The sequence below is a fragment of the Actinomycetota bacterium genome (genome assembly GCA_005774595.1).
GTDB lineage: Bacteria > Actinomycetota > Coriobacteriia > Anaerosomatales > D1FN1-002 > D1FN1-002.
Genome location: VAUM01000183.1, coordinates 1 through 3854 on the forward strand (window position 1 = coordinate 1; position 3854 = coordinate 3854).

The window sequence follows — 3854 nt, forward strand, 5'->3', positions numbered from 1 at the left end:
ACGCGATGGACGCGCTCGTGCGGCAGGGGCGCAAGGTGGAGGTGCTCGAGGCGTACGAGCAGGTGGGTGCCTCGGTGGCGCTGCCCGCGCCGACGCTGCTCGCGGTCGCCAGCGCGGCGGAGGGCCTGAAGCGCCACGACCTCGCCCAGCCGGCGTACACGAGGCTGCTGCGCGAGCATCCCGGACGGCCCGAGGCCGAGAAGGCGGAGTTCCGGCTCGCGCACGTGCTGCTCGCGACCGGCCGGGACGCGGACGCGCGCGCGGTGTGGCGCGACTTCCTCGCCCGCTACCCGGAGAGCACGTGGCGCGAGTACGCGGAGCCGCGGCTCGCCGCGATCGGACCGGCGGAAGGGACGGCGGCGCCCGCGGCCGAGACGCCCGCTCCCGCGCCGGCCGCGCCGCCTGCCGCAGGGCCGGATGGCCTGCCCGCGGTCGAGCACGAGCCGTCAGCCGAGACCGGCTGGACGTTCTGAGCCGGGCGGCTTCGCCGCGCGCGCCGCTACGACTTGCGCGCGATGAAGAAGTCCGCCATCTCCAGCAGCAGCTTCTTCGGCTTGCTCGGCGGCAGCACCGCGTCGAGGTCGGCCTTCGCGCCGAGGATGAGCGACTCGGCGTAGTCGCTGGCGAACGCGATCGAGCCCGACCCGGACATGATGTCCACCGCCTCGGCCAGCAGCGCGGTGTCCGTGGTGCGCATGGACAGCAGCTCGAGCAGCCGGTCCGCGCGTGCCGAGTTCCGCAGCGCGTGGATCGCCACGAGTGTGCGTTTGCCCTCGGTCACGTCGCTGCGGAAGTCCTTGGCCTTCGCTTCCTTGCCGCCGACGAGGTTCAGCACGTCGTCTTGGATCTGGAACGCGAGTCCCGCCGCCATGCCGAAGGCGCGGAGCACCTCGACCTGCTCGTCCGACGCATCGCCGATGATCGCGCCGACGGCGAGCGGGACCGCGCCCGAGTAGAACGCCGTCTTGTGGTTGGCCATGAGCAGGTAGTCGTCCACGGACAGGTCGAAGCGGTCGTCGCGCGCCCAGCCGATGTCGAGCGCCTGACCCTCGATGGTGCGGGTGGTCATCGCGACGAGCTCCGCGAGCACGCGCAGCTTCACCGCGTCCTCGAGGCCGGGGTCGTCGACGACGGTGCCGCACACGAGCGCGAGCGCGAGGTCCCCGGCGTTGATGGCCAGGCCGAGGCCCTCGGACACGTGCATGCACGGCTCGCCGCGACGCGTGAGCGAACTGTCCTCGATGTCGTCGTGGATGAGCGCGGCGGTGTGGAAGTGCTCGATGGCCGCGGCCGACGCCCACGCCTTGGCCGGGTCGCCGCCGACGGCCTCGCAGGCGAGCAGGCAGATAAGCGGGCGGTGACGCTTGCCGGAGCCGGCGGTGTACTCGCCCACGAGCTCGTACAGGTAGCGCCGCATGTCCGGGTGCGAGCCGTCCTCGAAGAAGCTCGCGAGGTAGCGTTCGAACTTCTTCGCGTTGGTCTTCAGGTAGAGCTCGAAACCGGTCACGGGACTCCTTGGAGAGGCGGTGCGGTGCGGGCGCGGTGCGGGCGCCCGCCGTATGCTACCTGCCCCGTTCGACACGGACAACGGGAAGCCCTGCTACTCGCCCGCCTCCGCGCGACGCAGCTCCCAGTATTCGGAGAACCGGCGCGCGCGCATGGCCGCAACGACCGACTGCAGGAACGCGCGCTCGTCCTTCGCGCTGCGGGCCAGGTCGAGGAGCACGCGTGCCCCCTCGCCGAGCGCCACGTCGACCGGGAGGCCCGCCAGCTCCACGATGCACCACTTCGCTGCGGGATTCACCGCGCGCCCCGCCAACAGGGCGCTGCTGTACACCATGATCCTCCACTCGTCGCGAACACGCCCCGCCGCGTCGACCGGACCGAGGTAGAGCGTCGATCCGCCCTCGAAGGACTTCACGTATGCGTCGAACCGCCGGACCTCGTCCCACGTGAGAGCCGTCTCGCGGCCCGCGCGCGTGATCCGGACGACGGCGTCATCGCGCAGCGCGATCCGCACGCCGCGGTCGAGGCACGCGACCCACCAGCCGAGCCAGCACGCACCCAGAGGCAGGCCGACGAAGACGGCCTCGAGGATCAGCGTGCTCGCCCGAGCCGACCGCTGGGCGAGGAACACCGCGACACCCAGAACGGTCATCACGGCCAGCACCCGCCCGAACGACCGGGTCTCGTCGATGTCGGCGAGGTACCCGGTGTCGCCAGGCGGCGTCACCGCACCAGCGTCCACGCCCACAGCGTCCCGCCGCCGTAGATGACGAGGAACGCCACGTGCTTGCCGATGAGCGCCGGGCGCTTGGCGGGCATCTCCTCCGCCGGCGTGGCCTTGCGCCAATAGAACAGGCGGACCGCACCGGTGAGCGTGATGAAGGCGAGTGCAGCAAGCAGGACCCGCCACATCAGCATCTGAGCGTCGCCGAGAGCGGCGGCGACCTCCATACCCGCGCCCGTGAGCCGGCCGCGCAGCAGCCAGATCACCAGCACGCACGCGCCCCACAGCCCGGAGCTGAAGTCGTGGAGCCAGTTGTTGACGAGGCGCACCCACGCGTTCTCGAGCATCGTCACCGCATCCCCTTCTCAAGGAAGACGCCGTCGGCCGTGAACCGGCGACGGTACGCCAGCGACACCGCCAGCGCCGAGCCGAGCACGCCGGCCGCCGAGATCATGAACATCACCACGATCTGGTACGGGGCGGCCCTCATCGGGTCGGTGCCGGCGAGGATCTGCCCCGCCATCATCCCGGGGATGAAGACGATACCCGCGGTCGTCAGCGTGTTGATGCCCGGGATCATCCCCGCGCGCATCGCGGCGCGGATGCTCGGACGCGCGGCCTCCCACGGGGTCGCACCGAGCGCGGTGAGGGCGAGCACCTCGTCGGCGCGCGCGTCGAGATCGGCGAAGGCCCGCTCGAGCGCGACCGCCATGTCGTTCATCGAGTTGCCGAGGATCATCCCGGCGATCGGTATGACGTAGCGCGGCAGGTACCACGGCTCGACCCCGATGACCGCCCCGGTCACCGTGAAGGTCACGAAGACGCCCACCGCGCCCAGCGCGAAGAACGCCACCGGCAGCACGCCGCCGGGCGCGTCGGGCGCGCGGCGGGCGACCGTGAGCGCCGCCACCGACAGCATGAGCAGCAGGATGCCTCCGACCAGCCACGGGCTGCTCAGCCGGAAGACCCACCCCAGCACGAGTCCGAGCGCGAGCAGTTGCGCGCACGCACGGGCGGCGGCGAACACGAACCTGCGTCCGACACCGAGGCGCAGTACGAGCGACACGATGCCGGTCAGCACGACGAACCCGGCGGCGAGTGCGAGCTGCCACGGGCCGATGGCGATGACGCCGGCGGCGGACACGGCGGTGTCGGCCGCCGGGATCACGCGCAGCTCTCCTCGGCAAGCCGGCCGCCCTCGAGCCGGTAGCGTCTCGCGCCTCGCTCGCCGCGCTCGACATGGCGCACGCGCACGACCGCGCCCCCGCGCGACGCGAAGGTGCGCGTCATGAACGCGACCTGCGCGGCGGACGCGTCGTCGAGGTTCGCGTCAGGCTCGTCGAGCAGCAGCACCCGCGGGTCGGTCAGCACCGTGCGCAGCATCGCGACGCGGGCCGCCTGACCCACCGAGAGCTTCGCAGCATCGCGGTCGAGCGCGACCTCGCCGAGGCCCACCGAAGCGAGCGCGACCGCGAGCACGCGGTCGTCGGGCGCAGGCGTGCCCCGGCGCAGCGCGAGCGCCCACGGCGCGCGCAGGTTCTCAGCGACGGTGCCCGGGAGCATCACAGGGGTCTGCGGCACGAGCGCGACCGCGGCGCGCCACTCGGCCGGCGGGACCTCCGCG

6 protein-coding genes are annotated in these 3854 nt (G+C 72.4%); 1 reads left to right on the plus strand and 5 read right to left on the minus strand.

Annotation, left to right across the window (positions count from 1 at the left end; all coding sequences use genetic code 11):
- Nucleotides 1–473, plus strand: a 473-nt coding sequence (locus tag FDZ70_07465) for a tetratricopeptide repeat protein (protein ID TLM73963.1), incomplete at its 5' end; no start/stop codon positions are given.
- A 26-nt stretch (nt 474–499) separates the two neighbouring features.
- Here FDZ70_07465 and FDZ70_07470 read toward each other — a convergent pair.
- The 5 genes from FDZ70_07470 to FDZ70_07490 form a co-directional block, all read right to left on the minus strand.
- Nucleotides 500–1417: a polyprenyl synthetase family protein gene (locus tag FDZ70_07470; GenBank protein TLM73968.1), complete on the minus strand. Its 918-nt coding sequence runs from the start codon at nt 1415–1417 to the stop codon at nt 500–502.
- 183 nt (nt 1418–1600) lie between these two features.
- Nucleotides 1601–2233 carry a hypothetical protein gene (locus tag FDZ70_07475; GenBank protein TLM73964.1) on the minus strand — a complete coding sequence of 211 codons (633 nt, stop codon included), beginning with the start codon at nt 2231–2233 and terminating at the stop codon, nt 1601–1603.
- Nucleotides 2230–2583: a hypothetical protein gene (locus tag FDZ70_07480; GenBank protein ID TLM73965.1), complete on the minus strand. Its 354-nt coding sequence runs from the start codon at nt 2581–2583 to the stop codon at nt 2230–2232. The genes FDZ70_07475 and FDZ70_07480 overlap by 4 nt, the downstream gene beginning before the upstream one ends.
- Nucleotides 2580–3404 carry an iron export ABC transporter permease subunit FetB gene (gene fetB / locus FDZ70_07485; GenBank protein ID TLM73966.1) on the minus strand — a complete coding sequence of 275 codons (825 nt, stop codon included), beginning with the start codon at nt 3402–3404 and terminating at the stop codon, nt 2580–2582. Before fetB ends, FDZ70_07480 begins: the two co-directional genes overlap by 4 nt.
- Nucleotides 3395–3854 (minus strand): ATP-binding cassette domain-containing protein (locus FDZ70_07490; GenBank protein ID TLM73967.1); only part of this gene is annotated, 460 nt, incomplete at its 5' end. The genes FDZ70_07490 and fetB, both read right to left, overlap by 10 nt.